The sequence below is a fragment of the Prochlorococcus sp. MIT2304 genome, assembly GCF_059772405.1.
Window position 1 is genome coordinate 1,557,979 of record NZ_CM186286.1, and the last position, 19,720, is coordinate 1,577,698.

Sequence of the window (19,720 nt, forward strand, 5' to 3'; positions counted from 1 at the left end):
AAAAGAATATAGTAACATATAAATTATTTATTATCTATTGGTGATGTTGGATAAATTGGCAATGTTTTTCCCCAATGAGAGTTGATTTTTGAATTTTGACAATACTGAGAAAAATCTATAAGTGAAATAATATCTTTTTCAATATTATTAGAAGCTTTAATTGAAGGATTTATTTCTTTTTCATTGATGATCAATTTAGGGGAAGTTATTTCAGTAAATTCATGATAATTTGATTCTTGATGAATCCTAATTAGTTTATATTGTCCAGCTACAAAGCCTCTTCGTGGTAAAAAATCTTTTATCCAAAATGGATTTTTGATTTGACTTTGATCAAGATCTTTATACAGTCTTTGGGCCATTAAATGAAATGTACTAATTGAATCTAATGAACAATTTATTTGCTGAGCAAGTGTTCTGGCCATTGAGATAGTTAATCTTGTGCTTGTAAAACTTCCAGGGCCTTTTGCTACTGAAATGCGAATTATTTGCTTCCAAAATTTTCTAGGCAGAATGTTTTCTATACAACAAAATAATTTGTTTGATAAGGAGCGTCCAATATTAAATACTTCACTTTTTATTATATTTTCTGGATTCTTAATATCTTTAATGGCAACGCCAAAGGATTCCGAGCAGCTGTGTAAAGCTAATAAATATTTTGATTTTGAGCTATGGAAATCTTGCAATGGTTTTATTATAGCTGTTACTTTGGTATTTCTTCTCCTGGACGAAGTCTACTCCATTTCCCTTTGTCTAATAGAAAACTATCACAACCTCTTACATCCCATTCAATTCCTATATCGCTATCAGGCATATCCAAAATATTGATATGAATTTTTGGATTAGTGCCTTGAAAATCTGGATTTTTGGAAATGTGTTTGGCGCCGTGATTCTCTTCAACTGTGAAGTAGGTCTTGCATCTATCTACCCAAGCACAATCAACACAGATGCACATAGCTATAAAAATAAAACCTAGGTGTCATTTTGATAAGTAAGAACACATTACTATCAAATGATCTTTTTGGAGATTTAAATCCAAAAAATTGGCCAATATCCATAGCCGATTTGCCTGCTGGAAGTGCTTTGGTGGGGGGATCTGTAAGAGATGGATTGTTGAAAAAATTGAGTCAAAAACCTGAGTTAGATTTTGTAATACCAACAGAGGCTATTAAATTTAGTGAAAACTTATCAAAAAAAATTAATGCTACTTTCATAAAGCTTGATCAAAAGAGAGATATTGCTCGATTAGTTTCTAATGGATGGACTCTTGATTTTGCTGGACAGGTTGGAGCAACTCTTGAAGATGATTTATTAAGACGTGATTTTAGAATTAATGCAATTGCGTTAATGATTAGAGAAACACCAGAGATATTTGACCCAACAGGAGGAATAGATGATCTGAAAAATAAGAAAATTGTTGCAATAAGTGAAAAGAACTTAATTGATGATCCTTTGAGAATTCTTAGAGGTTTTCGATTAATGTGTGAGTTGGATTTTGAGATAGAGGGAAAAACCAAAAGGTTTTTAAAAACTAATAAAGATAAATTAAGTAATGTTGCGCCAGAAAGGATGAAAATGGAGATTTTAAAAATAGTTAATTCAGAGTGGAATCCTAGAGTTTGGGAAACTTATTTAGAACTTGAAATATTGAGAGATTGGAATGAAGTTAAGCTTTCTTCTTTTGAGACAAAAAAACAAGAAAATTCATCTAAAGAGCCTTTACTTGGAGAGCCTTTAGCAAAATTGATATCTCTGCTTAGTGATGAGGGTTTGTCAAGATTGAGATTTAGTAAAAATCAAATTAAAAAATGCAAAAACCTTAGATTTTGGGTTAATAAAACCAATTGCTTAGGTTTAGAGAATCTTTCAGAGGATGAAAGGTTTCAGCTTCATCTTGATTTGGAAGAGGATTTGCCATCATTCATTCTTTTTTTGAATCAAAAACATAGAAACGTTTGGTTGAAACGCTGGAAAGACCCCTCTGACCCTCTCTTTCACCCTTATTATCCTTTAGATGGGCATTTACTTCAAAAAGTCTTTAATATCCCCCATGGACCTTTATTGGGAAAGCTTATGAGACATCTTTCTAAGGAAAGAGCTTATAATCGATTCTTTACAAATCAAGAGGCTTTGGAGGTCGCTCGTAAATGGACCTTAGATAATTCCCCCTCTATGTGATTAACTACACACAAATCAAATTCATCTCGGCCGTATGCCGTAGCCATTTTATCCCCTTTTTCTAAATGAGCGTCCGCCTTTACATCGGTAATTTGCCCCAGAATGTCAACGTTAAAGAACTTGAATCCCTCCTGGCATCTATAGGTGATGGGATCAAATTTAAAGCTGTTTTCGACAGAGATACCAAGGCTTGTAGGGGATTTGGTTTCGCAAATATTAAGGATGAGAATATTGCAAATGAGCTTATTGAGAAATTAAATGGATATGAATTTAATGGGAATAAATTGAGGGTTGAGCGTTCTGAACGTAAAGATTCCAATTCAGGCAACTCAAGAAGAGGAGGAGGTTCTAATAATGGGAATAGAGGTTCTAATCGTAAAGATGTTAAGAAAGTTGTACATAGCGATGCACCAATTAAAGAAGCTCCTGATCCAAGATGGGCTGGAGAACTATCAAAATTGAAGGATCTTTTAGCTAATCAAAAAACGCCTGTGTAGATATTCATTTAATTAGTGTTTTAAGTTTATATTTTTCATCGTTGATAGTTATTAGATAAGAGATGGGTAGATTTATTGCTTTAATCCAACCCTTTACATAAGCACGATTATTGAAAACGTCATAATCTAATTTTTCAATTGAATTTAGTATCCCGCTGTATAGCCTTAATGATGTCCATATGGGCCATCTTGCATCTATTGAAAGCCATTTTATTCCTTCTTCAGACTTTTGGAACCAATCTCTCGCTCTGGCTAGTTGAAAAGACATTAAAGCTTTCCAGTTCTCATTGATTTTTCCTTGCATTAAATCTTCTTCTGAGTAATTGAATTTTTCTAGATCCTCCAAAGGAAGATATATACGCCCTCTTCCTCTATCTTCGCCGACGTCTCTAAGAATATTTGTTAATTGATTCGCAATTCCCAAAGCAATAGCGGCTTTTGAAGTATCTGGAGATGGCTTATTTGGATTGGACGTATAAGCAGCATCAATTCCTATTACTCCTTGAGTCATTAACCCAACCGTTCCAGCGACTCGATAACAATAGAGTTTAAGTTCTTCAAAGGTTTTATATCTGGTTGTATCTAGATCCATTCTCTGGCCTTCTATCATATCGATATAGGGCTGAATAGATTGAGGGAATTTTTGAAGAGTATCCGCTAAGACTGCATCAAGATCATCTTCAGTATTACCTGCAAAAACCTTTTTTGTTTTGTATTCCCATTTATTTAGTCGATCTGATAACTCATTTTTTGATTTTTTTTGAGCTTCAGTGCTATCCATCAACTCATCAGTTCTTCTGCACCATACATAAATGGCCCAAATTGCTCTGCGCTTGGCAGGAGGAAGCAACATAGTGCCAAGGTAAAAAGTCTTGGCCCATTGTGCAGTTTCTTTTCTGCAAGCCTCGTAGGCATCCTCTAAATTCACAGAAGGCTGCACCAAAATTAAAAGTTTGTAAGTTTTTTAGTTTGCATTAATCTCTCGAAAAGCAATTTTAAATAAACTGCTATTTATACATTAAGACTAAGAAGAACCTATGTCAGTTGAGATTCGATCTTTTCTGCACATAGTTTTCCACTTAACACCGCCCCTTCCATGGAAGCAAGATATTTTTGCATTGTATAATCACCCGTTAAGAAAAAGTTGCTAATAGGAGTCTTTTGATCAGGCCTTAAATCTTGACATCCAGGAACTGCTTTGTAGACCGATTGTGGCGTTTTTATTACTTTATATTTTCTTAATTTAGCTTTATCTTCCCCTAAGAAATGACCAGGAAAAAGTTTAGCCAATTCTTTCATTGTCGCATCGATGATTTCTTCATCTTTACGACTGATCCAGTCTTTTGCAGGCGCAAAGACTAATTCAAGCATGGATCGATTTGGATCTTCATACTCTTTACAAGTTATGCTCATGTCTGCATAAACGCTTAAGAGCGGGGATCTACTAAATAAAAGGTGGTCAATATTGGTAAGTTTCCGATCGAACCAAAGATGAATATTGATAACTGGCACTCCTTTCAGACCTTCAAGTTTTCTGAAGATATCTTTAGAAGCCCACTCACTTGGCAAAATTGTTTTAAAAATATCTACGGGCATTGCACTGACGTATGCGTCAGCTTCAATTTCTTTTCCATGAGATTCTTTAGCACTACCTATCAAGAAATTTTCAACAGTGCCATCTTTTTTTACATTGATTTTTTTAAGTGGGCTATTTAAAAACACATCGCCTCCTAAAGCTTTTATGTGATCAACCATTGGTTGGCAAAGTCTTTCTGGTGGGGCTCCATCAAGAAATGCCATTTTAGACCCGTTTTTTTCTTGTAAAAAGCGGTTTAAGGCAGTTAAAAGTACTGTTGAGGAAATTTCATCAGGGCCTATAAAATTAAGGGCCTTACTCATTGCGATAAAAACTTCGTCGTTTACTCTTTCGGGAATATTTTGTTTTTTTAGCCATTCGGTCCAAGAGTACTTATCACAATCTTCTACGTAATTTTGGCCGCGCAACATAGCAGGTATTAGCCCCAGTCCAAATGAAATTTTTTCTGGCCAGCTAAGCATGTCATTGTTGCTTAAAATTGCTGCGACTCCGTTTATTGGAGCAGGCAAATCAGGGAAATCAAAACGGCTATATGTGCCCGGTTCTTCAGGTTGGTTAAAAATCATAGAATGACTTTTCCATTGAAGACGATCTTCAATATCTAACTCTTTAAAAAGCTGAAGCATGTTTGGATATGCCCCAAAAAATATATGCAATCCAGTTTCGTACCAATCCCCTTCTTCGTCTTTCCAAGCAGCAACTTTTCCACCAAGTACGTTTCTTGCTTCATAAACGAATGGAGTATGACCTGCATCCGCTAAGTATTTTGCACATGAAAGTCCCGCTAATCCGGCTCCAGCAATTGCTACCCGCATACTTAAATAAAAGAGTATTTAACAACTTTAGTAAGTAAGACCACCCAACAAGGGGTAAGGTCGTTAAATTTGCAGTATAAATTTCGGTTTGTTGTTTTAAATTCATGAGCGACACTATCATTAAGTGCACAACACGCCACGTAAGAATTTTTACTGCAGTAGTAGAAAATGAAGATTTAATCTTAGATAATGGTCATTTGACTTTGGATATTGATCCAGATAATGAATTTCTTTGGGAAGACCAATCCATTAGAAAGGTACAAGATTATTTTCGTGAACTGGTTTCTTCTCAAGACGATAAAGAATTGAGTGATTACAGCTTGCGAAAGATAGGATCCTTACTAGAAGATTTTATTCGAAAGTTGCTTAAAGACGGAGAACTCAGTTATAACCCAGATAGTAGGGTTATGAATTACTCAATGGGATTACCTCGAACTCAAGAATTACTATGAATCAAGGTCCCTACGATCGCCGTCCCCCATCTCGTAGAAGATCAGATCTTGCGAGAAGACAAGAAGGTAATAAATTTAATCCTAGAAAAGATTCGAATTTTAGAAACCAATACGAACAGAGAGGAAGTAGATTTGATGCCTCTGGCCCTTCTGGTGGTGGTGGCGGAATAAAAATAAACTCTAACTCAGTTGCTATTTTGGCTGGAGTTTTGGTTATTGGTGTTGGTATTGGTAGCCTAATAACAAGCACAACTTCAGGTGGTCAGGGAAATATTGCAAGTCAGCAACAGCTCGATATGGCAGTTCCAGATCCAGACTTTTGTAGGCAATACGGGGCTAGTGCTTTTGTGATTGATGTTGAAATGTATACGACTTTAAATCCTTCTACAAGTTTTGTTACACAACCAGCTCTTCAACCTGGTTGTGTAATTAGAAGAGAAAATTGGACTGTTTTGCAAAAGCAAGGAGCGATAAATAACGATGATGTTAGAGAGTGTAAACAGAGAATGAATACATTTGCTTATATTGGTTCTATTCGTGATCAGCCAATTGTTCGTTGCGTTTATCAAGCAGATGTTAACGAGAATAAATTTATAATAAAAGGAGCTGAAGAAGATGCTGTTGGTATTAATAAAGAAGCTATACAATTTTAACTTTCATCATTAGATAATGGTGAAAATGAACTAGCAAATAAAGGCAGAATATCATTAGTGAAGGCTTCTGCAGCTCTTGATGAATATCTCCCAGGATTAGTGATTACTTTTAGTTCTCTTTTTACTTCTAGATCCGCAACAATGGCCCTGTGAATACTTCCTCCAGAAAGTTCTCTTTCAATTGAAACTACTGGAAGAAAAGCGGCTCCAAGATCTGATTGAACAGCATTTTTTATCGCTTCAAGAGAATTTAATTCCATTTCAATATGTAATCTTTGCACATCTAGTCCCGAGGAAGATAGAAGTTGATCAACTACTTTTCGTGTCGTTGATTGATTGTCTAAAGTTATAAATCTAAGACTATATAAATCTTCTTTTGTAAGTACTTTTGACTTCGCGAATGGATGATTAGTAGGTAAAACAAGAGCCAATTCATCAGTTGCAAAAGGAATTACTTGTAATGATTCGTTTAGTTCTAATGGAAGTTGGCCTCCAATAATAGCTATGTCAATTTGGCCATTGGCAACGCTCCATCCTGTCCTTCTAGTGCTATGAATTTGAAGTTGAACAGAAACCTCTGGATATTTTTGTCTGAAATGCCCAATCATTCTTGGCATCAAGTAAGTACCAGTAGTTTGGCTGGCGCCAATAATTAGAGAGCCACCTTTAAGGTTATTCAAATCTTCAATGGCTTTGCAGGTCTCTTGGCACTCTCCTAAAATTTTTTCGCAATAGTTAAGAAGAAGTTTTCCAGCTTCAGTTAATTGAGCTTTTCTTCCTCCTCTATCAAATATGGCAATTTCTAATTGTTTTTCTAAATTTTGTACTTGCAAACTAACAGCTGGCTGAGTAACAAACAGACTGTCGGCAGCTTTTTTAAAACTTCCCTCATCAACAATTGCTTTGAGGATTCTTAGTTGGTCAAGAGTGAATGGAATTTCGGCCATGGTGGCAGGCCTGCATGGCAGTTATTAAAATAAAATGTAGGGAAAAACAACACCAACTGTTGATCCGGTATGGATCTAATAATTTTTTGAGAGGCTTTTAAAAGGACGAATGGCATTTTCAGATACTCATGGTTCGAGTTGTGTGATGATATTACTTTTGTTTTGTTTTGCCGTTATTCATAGTGGGGGCGCCGCTTTAAGGGTTAGAGCAGAAGGCTTAATTGGTGCAAGAGCATGGAGATTGATTTTTGCTTTTGCAAGTATCCCCTCAGCAGTTATTTTGGTTGGTTATTTTATTGCTCATCGTTACGACGGAATTAGATTTTGGAATTTTCAGGGGGTTAGCGAATTAATTCCAATGGTTTGGATTTTGAGTGCAATAAGTTTTCTTTTCCTATATCCAGCTACATATAATCTTTTAGAAATACCAGCTGTTTTGAGGCCCAAAGTTAGAATCTATGCTACGGGGATTATTAGAGTCACTCGCCATCCTCAGGCAATTGGTCAAATTATTTGGTGTTTTGCGCATTTACTTTGGATAGGCACAAGTTTTACTCTTATCACTTGCTTGGGATTAATTGCTCATCATTTATTTGCTATTTGGCATGGTGATAGAAGACTTAGTCTCAAATTTGGACAAGAATTTGAGGATGTGAAGAAAAAAACATCAGTAGTTCCATTTTTGGCTGTGTTGGATGGACGACAAAAATTAGAAATCAAAGAATTTATCAGGCCCTCTCAAATGGGCATTCTCATTGCAGTGTTCTTTTTCTGGTGGTCCCATAAATTTATTTCTGTTGGAGCTGAGAGATTTCTCTCTTTTGATTTCACTGAATTACTAGCAAGAGTTGCTTAAAATCATTTCAATATGATTTAGCTGGATGCATTCGGCTGCAGATTTTGCTTGGTTAATTCCTCTCCTCCCTCTTTGTGGGGCAGTTTTGATTGGTTTGGGATTAATTAGTTTTAACGATCTCTTTAATCGTTCACGAAAACCCGTTGCAATAACACTTTTAACCTCTGTAGGTGCCTCTGCATTTATTAGCTATGCAGTTTTGGCTGAGCAACTTTCAGGAAAGCCTCAAGTTGAACACTTGTTCATATGGGCAAGTGCAGGTTCTTTTGAGTTGCCAATGGGATATGTGATTGATCCTTTGGCAGCAGTAATGCTTGCTCTTGTTACGACTATTGCTTTGTTGGTAATGATTTATTCCCATGGTTATATGGCACATGACCCCGGGTACGTTCGTTTTTTTACCTATCTAGCCTTATTTAGCAGTTCTATGCTTGGGTTAATAGTTAGTCCTAACTTGCTTGAAATATATGTATTTTGGGAATTGGTTGGAATGTGTTCATATTTACTTGTTGGTTTTTGGTACGACAGAGATGGTGCTGCGCATGCAGCTCAAAAGGCTTTTATCGTTAACAGAGTAGGAGATTTCGGGTTATTGCTCGGCATCTTGGGTCTTTTTTGGGCAACTGGAAGTTTTGATTTTAATGGAATTGCTAAGGGTTTATCAGAGTCAATCAGTGCTGGGACAGTGCCAATGTGGTCTGCTTTGATCCTATGTATTCTTGTTTTTATGGGACCAATGGCAAAGTCCGCACAATTCCCTTTGCATGTATGGTTGCCCGACGCAATGGAAGGCCCAACTCCCATATCTGCTTTAATTCATGCGGCAACAATGGTTGCAGCGGGAGTTTTTTTAGTAGCGAGGCTTGATCCTTTATTTAGCCAGTTTCCTTTTATTGGATTGTTCATAGCAATTATTGGGACAATTACTTGTTTTTTAGGGGCATCAATTGCTTTGACACAAATGGATTTAAAAAAAGGATTGGCTTACAGCACAGTTTCTCAACTTGGATACATGATGTTAGCGATGGGATGTGGAGCACCAGTTGCCGGAATGTTCCATTTAGTTACCCATGCATGTTTTAAGGCAATGTTATTCCTTGGTTCAGGTTCAGTCATTCATGCAATGGAGGAGGTGGTTGGTCATGAACCAATTCTGGCTCAAGATATGAGATTAATGGGCGGTTTACGTAAGAAAATGCCCATCACGGCAATAACCTTTTTCATTGGCTGTATTGCCATTAGTGGTATCCCCCCTCTTGCAGGTTTTTGGAGTAAGGACGAAATTCTTGGTCAAGCTTTTAATAGTTTTCCAATACTTTGGTTTATTGGTTTTTTAACAGCTGGAATGACTGCTTTTTATATGTTTCGTCTATATTTTTTAACTTTTGAAGGAGACTTCCGAGGTGAAAATAAAGAGATGCAGCTTGCTTTGCTCTCTCTGGCAGGTAAAGAACAAGATGATGAGCATGAAGATCATGAAGTTGGCAAGATACATGAATCTGCATGGCCTATGACATTCCCCTTGGCAGTTTTGGCAATTCCTTCTGTCTTAATTGGATTTATAGGAGTTCCTTGGAACAGTATTTTTGCAAACTTGTTAGATCCTCTTGAGGCTATTGAAGCTGCAGAAAAGTTTAGCTGGGGAGAATTTATCCCACTTGCTTCTGCTTCTGTTGCTATCTCATCTGCAGGAATACTGTTGGCGGTTTTAACTTATTATTTTAAACGACTTGATCTTGGCGTCTCTCTCTCTAATAAATATCCTCAAATAAATTCATTTCTCCAAAACAAATGGTATCTAGATGATATCAATGAGAAAATTTTTGTAAAAGGTAGTAGAAAGCTAGCTAGAGAAGTACTTGAAGTAGATGCAAAAGTAGTTGATGGAGTAGTTAATCTGACTGGATTACTGACTCTCGGTAGTGGAGAAGGACTAAAGTATTTTGAAACAGGAAGAGCTCAGTTTTACGCATTGATTGTTTTTGGAGGAGTGATTGCTTTGGTCGCACTTTTTGGCGTTATTGGGGCATAATTTACATAATTTTTTTAGGTGTGTGTACATCCCCTATCTATAGGGTGCTAATAATCTCATAATTTCTAAACTCAAAAAGTGGTGATTAATTTCGAGTCTTGGAATTCGCTTTCAATGCAAGTTTGAACCTAGGAACAATGCTTATTCCTGAGCCAATTCAAGCCGATTTACCATGGTTAAGTTTATCCATATTTTTCCCAGTTGTTGGAGCTTTAATCGTTCCTTTTATTCCAGATAAAGGAGAAGGAAAAGAAGTTCGATGGTATGCCTTAATAATTGCTTTAATTACTTTTCTAATTACCGTTGCTGCTTACTTTAAAGGTTTTGATCCGAGTCAAGAAGGCTTGCAGTTATATGAAAAAGTTAATTGGCTTCCAAATCTTGGATTGACTTGGTCTGTTGGCGCGGATGGTTTGTCAATGCCATTGATATTGCTTACAAGTTTCATAACCTCTCTTGCGGTTTTAGCAGCTTGGCCAGTTAGCTTTAAACCTAAATTATTTTTCTTTTTAATCCTCGCTATGGATGGCGGCCAGATAGCAGTATTTGCTGTCCAAGATATGTTGCTTTTCTTTTTGGCTTGGGAATTGGAGTTGTTCCCGGTGTATTTATTTCTTGCAATCTGGGGCGGAAAGAAAAGGCAATATGCAGCCACGAAATTTATTATCTACACGGCAGGAAGCTCGTTATTTATTCTCCTTGCTGGTCTTGCAATGGGTTTCTTTCAAGGAGGAGGAATCCCAGATTTCGGCTATACCCATTTGGCTCAGCAAAATTTTGGTAAGGGGTTTCAACTGCTTTGTTATTCAGGATTACTAATTGCTTTTGGTGTCAAACTTCCTATTGTTCCTCTTCATACTTGGTTGCCAGATGCACATGGAGAGGCCACTGCTCCAGTGCATATGCTCTTAGCAGGCATATTGTTGAAAATGGGTGGATATGCTCTTCTAAGATTTAATGCGCAATTGCTGCCTGATGCTCATGCTCAATTTGCACCATTGTTAATTGTTCTTGGAGTCGTAAATATTATTTACGCAGCTTTAACTTCTTTTGCTCAAAGAAATCTAAAAAGAAAAATTGCTTATAGCTCCATAAGTCATATGGGTTTTGTTTTGATAGGTATTGGAAGTTTTAGCTCTCTAGGAACTAGTGGAGCTATGTTGCAAATGGTTAGCCACGGTCTAATAGGAGCAAGTTTGTTTTTCCTTGTTGGTGCTACTTACGACAGAACACACACGCTTCAATTAGATGAGATGGGGGGTATTGGTCAAAACATGAGGATTATGTTTGCTTTATGGACTGCATGTGCTTTCGCTTCACTTGCTTTACCTGGAATGAGTGGATTTATCTCAGAATTAATGGTCTTTGTTGGTTTTGTAACTGACGAAGTTTATACACTCCCATTTAGAATTGTTATTGCTTCATTAGCTGCAATAGGAGTCATTTTGACACCTATATATTTATTATCGATGCTCAGAGAAATTTTCTTTGGGAAAGAGAATCCGAAGTTGATATCCAAAGCAAAGTTGGTAGATGCAGAACCTAGAGAAATTTATATCATAGCTTGTTTATTAATTCCTATTATTGGAATTGGTTTGTATCCAAAAATCATGACTGATACTTATATTTCATCTATTGATGGATTGGTCAAACGAGATTTGTTGGCCGTTGAGAGAATTAGAAATGACCAATCAACGATTATTAGTAGTCCTAATTTATCAATTGGGACTATTGAAGCTCCTTTTTTAGATTGAATATCATTCCTTGGACCTGGCATAACTGTTATCAAAGAGATAACTTTCTTGTAGAGTCTTAGTCTTAATTGCCAGTTAATCTTTTAAGTCAAACTGCAGATTCTGGAGCGAGACTTGCAATTCGTCTTTTGCAAGATGCAGCTGAAAGAGGTGATATTGATCCATGGGATGTAGATGTTATTCCTGTTATAGATGGGTTTCTTGACCAACTGAAACAGCGGATTGAAATTCCAAAAAAGATTTCAGAACATTTCAGTCAAAATGGTGGAAGTTATGAAGTTGATCTTGCTCAGAGTAGTGAAGCCTTTTTAGCCGCTTCTGTCTTGGTTGGCTTAAAGGCTGAGGTCCTTGAAGCTGAAATATTCTCTGTTGATGTAGATGATCAAGATGATTTAGATTTTGATTTTGGGGAGCAAGGTTGGCTAGATGAAACTTTTCAATTACCTTCTCGTCCAGAAAGACATCTATTTAGACGGCCTGTTGCCCCTCCACCTTTTAGAAGGCCAGTTACACTCGGAGAGTTAATAAATCAGCTTGAGACCATTGCAGAATCTTTGAAAAATGATGAGTTGCATAATCGTAGAAAGTTACGACAGAGAAAATTAACTGATAGGGAAGTTATTGCTCAAGTTTCATCTCTTGCTCATCGAGAAAAATTACCTGAAACCACTGCAGCGTTGGCAGTTTTTCTTAACGATTGGGAACAAGCTTTGCACTGGGTTGATTTTGAATTATTAGTTGAGAGGTGGAGTGAAAATTCAGCTTCAGAAGATTTGGATACTGATAGAGTTGGAGTCTTTTGGGCTTTATTGTTTTTATGTTCTCAAGGCAAGGTGGAGATTGATCAAAAAGATTCTTTGTTTTCTCCATTAAGTCTAAAGAGGCTTTTAGAACCAGGAATGGTTGCTCAACTTCCTTTGGCATCTTTGGACGTGACAGATGGCTCGCCGGCTGCTGCCTAGCTCTTTTTGGATGCAGCATTCTATGTTGGCCTTGTATCGCTTCAGTTAGACGACTTATGAAGGCGATGATCCTGGCGGCTGGGAAAGGTACCAGAGTTCAGCCGATCACGCATGTGATTCCAAAGCCAATGATTCCTATCCTTCAGAAACCAGTAATGGAGTTTCTGTTGGAACTGCTTAAGGAGCATGGTTTTACTGAGGTTATGGTTAACGTTTCTCATTTAGCAGAAGAAATAGAAAATTATTTTCGAGATGGGCAACGATTTGGAGTTGAAATTGCATACAGCTTTGAAGGCCGTATTGAAGATGGAGAATTAATTGGTGACGCATTGGGGTCAGCGGGTGGGCTGAAAAAAATTCAAGATTTTCAAAAATTTTTTGATGATACTTTTGTTGTCTTGTGCGGAGATGCACTAATTGATTTGGATTTGTCTGAAGCTGTAAAAAGACATAAAGAGAAAGGTGCCTTAGCCAGTTTGATTACTAAACGTGTTTCAAAAGATCAAGTAAGTAGTTATGGCGTAGTTGTAACAGATGAAGAAGATCGTGTTAAAGCCTTTCAAGAAAAACCTTCTATTGATAATGCACTAGGAGATACTATTAATACAGGAATATATTTATTTGAACCAGAAATTTTCAATTATATACCATCTGGAAAACCTTTTGATATTGGCTCAGATTTGTTCCCAAAGTTAGTAGAAGAGGGGGCACCTTTTTATGCTTTGCCTATGGATTTTGAGTGGGTTGATATTGGTAAAGTTCCAGATTATTGGAGAGCAATAAGGAATGTTCTTAAAGGAGATGTTAGACAGGTTGAAATACCAGGTAAGCAGGTAAGACCAGGGATTTACACTGGTTTAAATGTTGCAGCTAATTGGGATAAGATAAATGTTAAAGGACCTATATATGTTGGTGGAATGACAAGGATTGAAGATGGTGTGACTATTATTGGTCCTTCTATGATTGGTCCAAGTTGTTGTATTTGTGAAGGAGCAACAATTGACAATTCAATAATATTTGATTATTCACTCATTGGACCTGGAGTGCAACTTGTAGAGAAGTTAGTTTTTGGTAGATATTGTGTTGGTAAGGAAGGTGATCATTTTGATTTACAGGAAGCTGCTTTAGATTGGTTAATAACTGATGCGCGAAGACAGGACCTAGGAGAACCTTCACCGCAACAAAAAGCAATGGCTGAATTATTAGGAACTGACCTAATTGGTTCTTCTAACTAATATTTGCTTTTTCTAAAATTATCGGTATTTGTTGCTCTGCTTTAACTGCCATAAGGTGAACCCCTTGAGCAATTCCTAAGAAACTTTTTACTTGCTCAGCAGCAATTGATATGCCTTCATCAAGAGGGTTTGATGCACTCTCAAGTCTGGAAATAATTGATTGGGGGATGCATGCTCCTGGGACTACACGATTAATGAATTGAGCATTCTTAGCAGATTTGAGCAGAAAGACCCCAGCTAAAACAGGTATTTTCATAGGCTCTGTTATTTCCTTACAAAATCTCTCAAGCACTTTGGTGTCCATAACCATTTGAGTTTGAAGGAAATTAGCACCGGCTTTTTTTTTGAGTTCTATTCTTCTTCGTAAACCATCGAATCCTCTGCAATTTGGATCTGCAGCGGCTCCAGCGAATAAGTTAGTTTGGCCATCGGGTAATAAACCAGATACGGGATCTATTCCTTTGTTAAGTGATGTGACTTGATTGATAAGTTCAATTGAGTTTAAGTCTTGCACTGATTTGGCTTGAGATTGGTCTCCTACCCGTACAGGATCGCCAGTTAAACAAAGGATATTTCTTATCCCTAAAGCGTGCGCTCCAAGTAGTTCAGCTTGTAATGCGATTCGATTCCTATCCCTACAAGATAATTGCAAGACTGGTTCAAGTTTTGCCTCTAAAAGCAGTTTGCACAAGGCTAGGCTACTCATTCGCATGATTGCCCTACTGCCATCTGTAACATTGAACCCATGAACAAAGTCATTTAATTTGATGGCTTTTGATATGGCCGAAGCGGTATCTCCTCCTCTAGGAGGCATGATTTCAGCAGTAATAGCTGATAAGCCAGATTCAAGTCGAATTTGCAGTTTAGATTTCACATGTATTTTTTACTAGATAATTACTATCGGTGATTAAAGGCCCTAATTTAAGTAGTATTAATTAATGAGTTGTGAGTGAGGGGAATGTTTACAGGAGAGATCTCTAATTCGTCCCACATGGGACTCTCTGCTAGGGAAATGGAGATTATTGGATTGGTTGCAGATGGTCTCACCAATCAAGAGATTGCTGAAAAACTGACAATTAGCAAAAGAACTGTAGACAACCATGTGAGTAATATGTTTACCAAAACAGGTTCAAAAAACAGAGTGGCTTTATTAAACTGGGCAATGGATCATGGAAAGATATGCCGGGATGGGTTTAATTGTTGTTCATTGCCAGATGAAACAGATTCTTAGAAGGTCTAATTTTTTTCGTCTTCATTATTTTCTAATAGTGGCATTAAAGAAAATTCAATTGAAGATAAATTAAATAACTTTGCATATGCAATGCAAGCTTCCTTGTCAGTGCAAGTAAAGCGAAGTATACCCTCTTTGTCATAAAGACCAAACAAGTTAGGCCTCCTGCAGTAGGTGCATGGGCTGCTAGTTGTTCTAGCGTTAATTATAAAGACAATCTAAAATAACGTTTGCTCTTTGGCTATTCATCTTTAGTTTTCAGACGATCTTTTAATGACAATTCTGAAATAGGTATTTTTGCAAGGGATGCATTACTTAATAATTTGAGGCCTGTTATCTCCTTGCCACACCACGAGGGCACTTGGATTTTTTCGGATTCTGACTTTAATTCAATTTCAGCTATTTTTAGAGAGGAATTTGACCCATCAAATAGATCAACAACCCAAGTGTTATTATTTATTTTCAGCTGATATCGAGTTTTAATAATTTTATATTTTGATAATTTTATTAATTCAATAGCATCTTTGATAGGAATTGAATATTCAAACTCGTTATTTACTAATCCATTTAAAGAGGACTTTAAAGTTATGTATGCTGCATTATTATTTATTATCCTTATTCGAGTTGCCCATTCATCTACACTTGAATTTAAGTAGGCTTGACTAATATCTTGAGTTAATATTACTTTAGACTTCCAGTCTTCACTATTAACTAAGAATCTTCTTTCGATTTCTATCCCCATAACTTATTATTTATTGCTTTCATTAAGGCTGCTTGCCCAATGAAGTTTTTGAGTGATTGTCTTGTAGTAAGATAGATTTTCATCTAAAATAATTATTGATGTTGAATGCTTCGATTTCTTTATTAAACACATATCGTTAGCTTCAATTAGACATCCTCCAGATCCATCTAGCCATAACTTTATTTTTTGCTTTTTTTCTCTTATGGGTTTTATAACTAATTGAGATTCAGGAGGGACCACAATCGGTCTACTTGCCAGGCTCATCGGGCATATAGCGCTTACGATTATTGCATCCAAGGAAGGGTGGATTATTGGCCCTCCTGCCGCCATAGAATAAGCAGTGGAGCCTGTTGGAGTCGAGAAGATCAGTCCATCTCCTTTATATTTGTCAACACCTTCACCATCTATTTCAAGCTCAAGACAGCAAGTAGGTAAAATTTCATCGGTACAAGATCGAAAATAAAAATCGTTTAGAGCAAAAAATGATCTTTTAAGTGTCCTTTCATTATTGTCTTTTTCTTTAAATACATTTGCTTCAAGCATCATTCTTTTTTGTACGTTAAATCTATTATTTGTGACGCGTTTCCAGAAATTTGCTTGCTTTAATATATGACGATCATGTGTCAAGAAGCCTAGATTGCCTCCAACATTGAAACTTAAAATAGGTATGTTTCTAGGAGATAAATATCTTGCGGCCTTTAAAACTGTTCCATCACCTCCTAGAACAAGAGCGATGTCAGGTAAATCAATTGATTTTGAAAATAATTGATTAACATTATTGGTTTCATTACTTATCTCTGAAAATAGAACCTTTTTCCCAAACCCTTCAATTATTTTCTTGCAATTTAAGGTTTCTTTGTAAGCAGTATCGCTATCTGATCTATATAAGATCCAGATCAGATTTGTTGTCATTAATATTATCTACCATTTGAGTAGATTGAAACTTTCCATATCAATTGTAACTCTATTTCTATACAAAGAAAGTAGTATTGCTAGTCCAACAGCAGCCTCGGCCGCTGCGACTGTAATAACAAAAATTGAAAATACCTGCCCTCTAATTATTGATCCGTCTATGTAGGATGAGAAACTCATAAGATTTATGTTCACTGCATTTAACATTAATTCAATACTCATTAAAACTCTTACAGCATTTCTACTATTTATTAGTCCCCATACACCAGTACAGAATAGGAAGGCAGCAACTATAAGATAGGCTTGGAGAGGTACTGGTACTATAGAAGTTGCTAACATATTTATTGAATATAAAATAAATATAGTTGATTCATTTTAGACTATTCTCGGAAAGAAGAGGAATTTCATTATCAATTAAGGAATTTTGATTATTGAAACCATTTATATTATCTTTTGATATTGAGCCATCTCTTCTTGCTAATACAATTGCACCAATCATAGCCATTAATAATAAGATTGATGCTAGTTCGAAAGGTAATAAATAATCTGTGAATAGATGTTCACCGATTCTTTCAGTTGCTTCTTCACCAATTGAGGTTGGTCCCGGTAAATTCCATCTCGTCGTGATGCTAACGCGCAATAACAAAATTAATAATCCACCGCAAACTCCCCCTGATATCAATTTTCTGGTTTTAAGTCCTGAAATTGGTTTTAACTTTTCTTTCTTATTAACTAACATTATTGCAAATAATATTAAAACATTCACAGCTCCAACATATACAAGAATTTGAGCCGCAGCGACAAAACTAGCATTAAGTAACAGATATAGTCCCGCTACAGCCATAAATACTCCGCCTAATAAAAATGCTGAGTAAACAATATTTTCTAATAAAACAACTGCCAAACTTCCAGAAACTATGACAGCACTGAGAATTAAAAAGCAAATTAATTCTGTTGAATAAGCGATATTCATTAATTAGGAGGATTTAAATTTTTTTGAACCATATCGGACGAATTATTTTTATCTTCTTTTTGTGATTTCTCTGCTTGTAGTTCTTTTATAATTTGACCTGGGAGTTTGCCTGCTCTTTTTTTATTTGCGGATAATTCATGGGGATCCATTATTCCCTCGGGCAAATAAGCTAGTTCCCTAAGAGGTTTAACTGAAGGATCTGAAGTTACGCTTGTTGGTAGTCTACCGAGTGCAACATTATCGTAATTAAGGCTATGCCTATCAAAAGCAGCCAGCTCATATTCTTCTGTCATTGACAAACAATTGGTAGGGCAATATTCAACGCAATTTCCACAAAAAATACATGCACCAAAGTCAATAGAATAATTTCTCAATTCTTTTTTCTTGGTTTCCTTGTTCATTACCCAATCAACAACTGGAAGGTTGATTGGACATACCCTGACGCAAACTTCGCAAGCAATACACTTGTCGAATTCATAATGAATCCGTCCTCTGTAACGCTCAGACGGAATTAGTTTTTCGTAAGGATATTGAACCGTTACTGGCCTTCGGCGCATGTGGTCGAACGTAACGCCTAGTCCGTCGACTAAGTATTTTGCTGCACTAACTGCTTCTTTAGTGTAGTCGGCAACTTTTTCAAGGAAACCAAGCATATTAACCTTGCTGCCGGCAGCCCTTATTTACATTTACCATTATACAGTTTTTTTTAAATAAATGTAGGTACTTTTACTTAAAAAATAGAGCGATTGTGTTGCTTTTCTTTTATCCCCCAAATGTCAAAGGAAATGCCAATTTTAGTGAAGCAGTGAAAAGTAAATTTACCAATGAAATAGGTAAAAGAAATTTCCATCCTAAATCAAGTAATTGATCAATTCGAACTCTTGGGGTAGTCCATCTCAATAAGATTGCTAAAAAAACCAGCAAATAAGCTTTGAGTATTGTCATGACAATGCCAATAGATGCAGCAATAATTTGAACTAATGGATTGTCAATTGAAAGACCTATCAAAGACGAAAACCAATCAACTGATATTGGGAAACCCCATCCCCCTAAGTACAGAACGGAAACAAGTAAAGCAGATAAAACAAGATTTATATATCCAGCCAAGTAAAAAAGAGCAAATTTCATACCTGCATACTCAGTTTGATAACCAGCTACGAGTTCTTCTTCTGCTTCAGGTAAATCAAAAGGTAGTCTTTCGCATTCAGCTAATGCACAGATCCAAAAAATAATAAAACCTACTGGTTGTCGCCAAATATTCCAGCTAAGAAAACCGGCAGTATTTTGTTGCTCAACTATGTCAACTGTACTCAATGAATTGCTCATCATAACTATTGCTAAAACCGCTAGTGCTAGTGGGATTTCATAACTAATTGATTGAGCAGCAGCCCTCAGTCCACCTAGCAATGAATATTTGTTATTGGAAGAGTAACCACTCATCAATAAACCAATAGGTTGAATACTACTCAGGGCAATCCACAAAAAGATCCCTATGCCTACGTTGCTAATTAAAAGATTTTGACCAAAAGGAACAATTAACCAAGATAGTATTACCGGAACCAAAACTAATATTGGACCAACTGTAAAAAGAACGCTGTCTGCCCTCGCTGGAATAATGTCTTCTTTTACTAAAAGTTTCAAACCGTCTGCCATTGGCTGAAGAATACCAAGCGCGCCTGCATACTCAGGCCCGATTCTCTGTTGAGCCGCTGCAGAAATTTTTCGCTCTAGCCAAACTGTTACTAGTACACCAATGACGGCTGACACCAATACTAGAAGCATTGGCAGAGGGATCCATAAAAGATGAGCTAATTCATGAGATAAACCAAGGTTTTGAATGCCTTGTGTAAAACTCATTTCAAGGTCTATACCTGAATTCACTTCTGA

Annotated in this window: 23 protein-coding genes; 10 read left to right on the plus strand and 13 right to left on the minus strand. The window is 36.6% G+C overall.

Annotated features, from left to right (window positions below; all coding sequences use genetic code 11):
* Positions 1 to 23 precede the first annotated feature (23 nt).
* Together tsaB and AC6EIY_RS08955 are read right to left on the minus strand one after the other, a co-directional pair.
* Positions 24 to 683, minus strand: a complete 660-nt coding sequence (tsaB, locus tag AC6EIY_RS08950; protein WP_498506576.1) for a tRNA (adenosine(37)-N6)-threonylcarbamoyltransferase complex dimerization subunit type 1 TsaB — start codon at positions 681 to 683, stop codon at positions 24 to 26.
* Between the two features lie 17 nt (positions 684 to 700).
* On the minus strand, positions 701 to 952 hold the full coding sequence (locus AC6EIY_RS08955) for a Ycf34 family protein (protein WP_498506577.1): 252 nt from the start codon (positions 950 to 952) through the stop codon (positions 701 to 703).
* Positions 953 to 981: 29 nt separating this feature from the next.
* Here AC6EIY_RS08955 and AC6EIY_RS08960 point away from each other — a divergent pair, with 29 nt between their 5' ends.
* Positions 982 to 2,175, plus strand: coding sequence for a tRNA nucleotidyltransferase/poly(A) polymerase-related protein (locus tag AC6EIY_RS08960; protein ID WP_498506578.1), 1,194 nt, complete (start codon positions 982 to 984; stop codon positions 2,173 to 2,175).
* Positions 2,176 to 2,240: 65 nt separating this feature from the next.
* Positions 2,241 to 2,672 (plus strand): RNA recognition motif domain-containing protein, encoded by a 432-nt coding sequence (locus AC6EIY_RS08965; protein ID WP_498506579.1) that lies wholly within the window; start codon positions 2,241 to 2,243, stop codon positions 2,670 to 2,672.
* A gap of 4 nt (positions 2,673 to 2,676) precedes the next feature.
* On the opposite strand, the gene AC6EIY_RS08970 is transcribed toward AC6EIY_RS08965, so the two are convergent.
* Both AC6EIY_RS08970 and pds read right to left on the minus strand, forming a co-directional pair.
* A complete protein-coding gene (locus AC6EIY_RS08970) occupies positions 2,677 to 3,615 on the minus strand; it encodes a phytoene synthase (protein WP_498506580.1) in 939 nt (312 codons plus the stop codon).
* 92 nt (positions 3,616 to 3,707) lie between these two features.
* Positions 3,708 to 5,084: a 15-cis-phytoene desaturase gene (gene pds, locus AC6EIY_RS08975; RefSeq protein WP_498506581.1), complete on the minus strand. Its 1,377-nt coding sequence runs from the start codon at positions 5,082 to 5,084 to the stop codon at positions 3,708 to 3,710.
* Positions 5,085 to 5,188: 104 nt separating this feature from the next.
* Between pds and ndhM the strand changes: the two genes are divergently transcribed.
* Entirely contained in the window at positions 5,189 to 5,536 is a 348-nt protein-coding gene (gene ndhM, locus AC6EIY_RS08980) for an NAD(P)H-quinone oxidoreductase subunit M (RefSeq protein ID WP_498506582.1), read from the plus strand.
* The gene (locus AC6EIY_RS08985) at positions 5,533 to 6,189 is read left to right on the plus strand and encodes a DUF3172 domain-containing protein (RefSeq protein ID WP_498506583.1); all 657 of its coding nucleotides are present in this window, start codon (positions 5,533 to 5,535) and stop codon (positions 6,187 to 6,189) included. The genes ndhM and AC6EIY_RS08985 overlap by 4 nt, the downstream gene beginning before the upstream one ends.
* On the opposite strand, the gene AC6EIY_RS08990 is transcribed toward AC6EIY_RS08985, so the two are convergent.
* Positions 6,186 to 7,136 carry a LysR family transcriptional regulator gene (locus AC6EIY_RS08990; RefSeq protein WP_498506584.1) on the minus strand — a complete coding sequence of 317 codons (951 nt, stop codon included), beginning with the start codon at positions 7,134 to 7,136 and terminating at the stop codon, positions 6,186 to 6,188. The genes AC6EIY_RS08985 and AC6EIY_RS08990 overlap by 4 nt on opposite strands.
* 109 nt (positions 7,137 to 7,245) lie before the next feature.
* On the opposite strand from AC6EIY_RS08990, the gene AC6EIY_RS08995 reads away from it, so the two are divergent.
* The 5 genes from AC6EIY_RS08995 to AC6EIY_RS09015 all read left to right on the plus strand — a co-directional run bounded on the left by AC6EIY_RS08995 (position 7,246) and on the right by AC6EIY_RS09015 (position 13,975).
* Positions 7,246 to 7,992 (plus strand): NnrU family protein, encoded by a 747-nt coding sequence (locus AC6EIY_RS08995; RefSeq protein ID WP_498506585.1) that lies wholly within the window; start codon positions 7,246 to 7,248, stop codon positions 7,990 to 7,992.
* A gap of 25 nt (positions 7,993 to 8,017) precedes the next feature.
* A complete protein-coding gene (locus AC6EIY_RS09000; protein WP_498506586.1) occupies positions 8,018 to 10,024 on the plus strand; it encodes an NAD(P)H-quinone oxidoreductase subunit 5 in 2,007 nt (668 codons plus the stop codon).
* A 137-nt stretch (positions 10,025 to 10,161) separates the two neighbouring features.
* Positions 10,162 to 11,778 (plus strand): NAD(P)H-quinone oxidoreductase subunit 4, encoded by a 1,617-nt coding sequence (locus AC6EIY_RS09005; RefSeq protein WP_498508198.1) that lies wholly within the window; start codon positions 10,162 to 10,164, stop codon positions 11,776 to 11,778.
* 68 nt (positions 11,779 to 11,846) lie between these two features.
* Positions 11,847 to 12,740: a segregation/condensation protein A gene (locus AC6EIY_RS09010; protein ID WP_498506587.1), complete on the plus strand. Its 894-nt coding sequence runs from the start codon at positions 11,847 to 11,849 to the stop codon at positions 12,738 to 12,740.
* Positions 12,741 to 12,796: 56 nt separating this feature from the next.
* A complete protein-coding gene (locus AC6EIY_RS09015; protein ID WP_498506588.1) occupies positions 12,797 to 13,975 on the plus strand; it encodes a sugar phosphate nucleotidyltransferase in 1,179 nt (392 codons plus the stop codon).
* On the opposite strand, the gene AC6EIY_RS09020 is transcribed toward AC6EIY_RS09015, so the two are convergent.
* Complete coding sequence (locus tag AC6EIY_RS09020; RefSeq protein ID WP_498506589.1) at positions 13,968 to 14,849, minus strand: methylenetetrahydrofolate reductase; 882 nt, start codon at positions 14,847 to 14,849, stop codon at positions 13,968 to 13,970. The two genes, AC6EIY_RS09015 and AC6EIY_RS09020, sit on opposite strands and share 8 nt — an antisense overlap.
* 84 nt (positions 14,850 to 14,933) lie before the next feature.
* On the opposite strand from AC6EIY_RS09020, the gene pedR reads away from it, so the two are divergent.
* Positions 14,934 to 15,206, plus strand: coding sequence for a photosynthetic electron transport-dependent transcriptional regulator PedR (gene pedR, locus AC6EIY_RS09025; RefSeq protein ID WP_498462044.1), 273 nt, complete (start codon positions 14,934 to 14,936; stop codon positions 15,204 to 15,206).
* 5 nt (positions 15,207 to 15,211) lie between these two features.
* Here pedR and AC6EIY_RS09030 read toward each other — a convergent pair whose 3' ends face one another.
* The 7 genes from AC6EIY_RS09030 to nuoH all read right to left on the minus strand — a co-directional run bounded on the left by AC6EIY_RS09030 (position 15,212) and on the right by nuoH (position 19,714).
* A complete protein-coding gene (locus AC6EIY_RS09030; RefSeq protein ID WP_498506590.1) occupies positions 15,212 to 15,361 on the minus strand; it encodes a hypothetical protein in 150 nt (49 codons plus the stop codon).
* Between the two features lie 86 nt (positions 15,362 to 15,447).
* Entirely contained in the window at positions 15,448 to 15,948 is a 501-nt protein-coding gene (locus tag AC6EIY_RS09035) for a CYTH domain-containing protein (protein WP_498506591.1), read from the minus strand.
* Positions 15,949 to 15,954: 6 nt separating this feature from the next.
* A complete protein-coding gene (locus AC6EIY_RS09040) occupies positions 15,955 to 16,860 on the minus strand; it encodes an NAD(+) kinase (RefSeq protein WP_498506592.1) in 906 nt (301 codons plus the stop codon).
* 9 nt (positions 16,861 to 16,869) lie between these two features.
* On the minus strand, positions 16,870 to 17,199 hold the full coding sequence (gene nuoK / locus AC6EIY_RS09045; RefSeq protein WP_498462047.1) for an NADH-quinone oxidoreductase subunit NuoK: 330 nt from the start codon (positions 17,197 to 17,199) through the stop codon (positions 16,870 to 16,872).
* Between the two features lie 31 nt (positions 17,200 to 17,230).
* Positions 17,231 to 17,833, minus strand: a complete 603-nt coding sequence (locus AC6EIY_RS09050; RefSeq protein ID WP_498506593.1) for an NADH-quinone oxidoreductase subunit J — start codon at positions 17,831 to 17,833, stop codon at positions 17,231 to 17,233.
* Complete coding sequence (gene ndhI / locus AC6EIY_RS09055; protein WP_498506594.1) at positions 17,833 to 18,486, minus strand: NAD(P)H-quinone oxidoreductase subunit I; 654 nt, start codon at positions 18,484 to 18,486, stop codon at positions 17,833 to 17,835. The genes AC6EIY_RS09050 and ndhI overlap by 1 nt, the downstream gene beginning before the upstream one ends.
* A 109-nt stretch (positions 18,487 to 18,595) precedes the next feature.
* Positions 18,596 to 19,714 carry an NADH-quinone oxidoreductase subunit NuoH gene (nuoH, locus tag AC6EIY_RS09060; RefSeq protein ID WP_498506595.1) on the minus strand — a complete coding sequence of 373 codons (1,119 nt, stop codon included), beginning with the start codon at positions 19,712 to 19,714 and terminating at the stop codon, positions 18,596 to 18,598.
* Positions 19,715 to 19,720 lie beyond the last annotated feature (6 nt).

Bases quoted from the DNA above. Each gene is read 5' to 3' on its own strand.
- nuoK (WP_498462047.1), bottom strand. From the start codon at position 17,199: ATGTTAGCAACTTCTATAGTACCAGTACCTCTCCAAGCCTATCTTATA.
- AC6EIY_RS09040 (WP_498506592.1), bottom strand. From the start codon at position 16,860: ATGACAACAAATCTGATCTGGATCTTATATAGATCAGATAGCGATACT.
- AC6EIY_RS09035 (WP_498506591.1), bottom strand. From the start codon at position 15,948: ATGGGGATAGAAATCGAAAGAAGATTCTTAGTTAATAGTGAAGACTGG.
- AC6EIY_RS09015 (WP_498506588.1), top strand. From the start codon at position 12,797: ATGAAGGCGATGATCCTGGCGGCTGGGAAAGGTACCAGAGTTCAGCCG.
- ndhI (WP_498506594.1), bottom strand. From the start codon at position 18,486: ATGCTTGGTTTCCTTGAAAAAGTTGCCGACTACACTAAAGAAGCAGTT.
- AC6EIY_RS08965 (WP_498506579.1), top strand. From the start codon at position 2,241: ATGAGCGTCCGCCTTTACATCGGTAATTTGCCCCAGAATGTCAACGTT.
- AC6EIY_RS09005 (WP_498508198.1), top strand. From the start codon at position 10,162: ATGCTTATTCCTGAGCCAATTCAAGCCGATTTACCATGGTTAAGTTTA.
- ndhM (WP_498506582.1), top strand. From the start codon at position 5,189: ATGAGCGACACTATCATTAAGTGCACAACACGCCACGTAAGAATTTTT.
- AC6EIY_RS08990 (WP_498506584.1), bottom strand. From the start codon at position 7,136: ATGGCCGAAATTCCATTCACTCTTGACCAACTAAGAATCCTCAAAGCA.
- pds (WP_498506581.1), bottom strand. From the start codon at position 5,084: ATGCGGGTAGCAATTGCTGGAGCCGGATTAGCGGGACTTTCATGTGCA.
- AC6EIY_RS08995 (WP_498506585.1), top strand. From the start codon at position 7,246: ATGGCATTTTCAGATACTCATGGTTCGAGTTGTGTGATGATATTACTT.
- AC6EIY_RS08985 (WP_498506583.1), top strand. From the start codon at position 5,533: ATGAATCAAGGTCCCTACGATCGCCGTCCCCCATCTCGTAGAAGATCA.
- AC6EIY_RS09000 (WP_498506586.1), top strand. From the start codon at position 8,018: ATGCATTCGGCTGCAGATTTTGCTTGGTTAATTCCTCTCCTCCCTCTT.
- AC6EIY_RS08955 (WP_498506577.1), bottom strand. From the start codon at position 952: ATGTGCATCTGTGTTGATTGTGCTTGGGTAGATAGATGCAAGACCTAC.
- AC6EIY_RS09050 (WP_498506593.1), bottom strand. From the start codon at position 17,833: ATGAATATCGCTTATTCAACAGAATTAATTTGCTTTTTAATTCTCAGT.
- pedR (WP_498462044.1), top strand. From the start codon at position 14,934: ATGTTTACAGGAGAGATCTCTAATTCGTCCCACATGGGACTCTCTGCT.